The 842-nt window shown below is 25.9% G+C and carries 1 protein-coding gene; it reads left to right on the forward strand.

Features of this window, described 5'->3' with window-relative positions; genetic code table 11:
• Positions 1-842, forward strand: an 842-nt coding sequence (locus ELQ06_RS08505; protein WP_134237515.1) for a DUF2972 domain-containing protein, incomplete at both ends; no start/stop codon positions are given.

Raw genomic sequence — 842 nt, forward strand, 5'->3', positions numbered from 1 at the left:
AATTAATTATAAAAATATTCCAGCTGAACTTGCTTGGGAGATGAATTTGCCTTTACCTGATAATTATGAATTTGTGTTTTTAAGCGCAGGGGTTTCGGGTCATGCGGCTATGGTAAAATTTTTAGAAGATTGTAATTGTAGATTATTTTCTAAGTACTCGCATCGAGGCAACAATATTTTTGGTGCATATTGTGATCAGTATGCGTTTTTAAATAAAAAAGGTTTCAATATTTTAACTTTTTTTGAGTACGGTATTGTAGATTATAAACTAAAGAGTAAATTTATTGGTTTGTTTAACTCAAAAAAGAGAGTTTTGTTTTTAGTAAGAGATCCTATAGAAAGATTAAAATCTCGCATTAATCATATTGCTCCAAATAAGTTTGCAATATATGACTTTAATTTAAATTCTAATGTGAAAGAAATAGTAAATGTTAAAAAGTATTATTCAAAAAATGGCATTAATGATTTTCCTGATATTAATATTTTGGAAAACTTGTTAACATTCAATTTTTTTTGTTATAAATTACTGATAGATTTTTTTAGAAAGTCCCATATTTTTTATATTGACATGGAAGAAATAAAACCAGCAAAGGCATTTGATACAATGTGTGTTTTAGCTGATAAATTTGGTTTTAAAAGGCCAGTAGATAAAATTAACTTTAGTCATATAGTTTTTGATGATACAATAGGATATTTTCCAATGAGATTGCATGTGGAAGATATGATAATTATTATTACTACTTTATTGAGGGCAAAACAGATGAGACAATCTAAAGAATATATCAACTTTACTAAAGAATTTTTTGATAAACCTTTGAAATATGAAAATTTGGGAATATTTT

It is taken from the genome of Campylobacter sp. CH246, from assembly GCF_004378835.1.
Classification (GTDB): domain Bacteria; phylum Campylobacterota; class Campylobacteria; order Campylobacterales; family Campylobacteraceae; genus Campylobacter_D; species Campylobacter_D jejuni.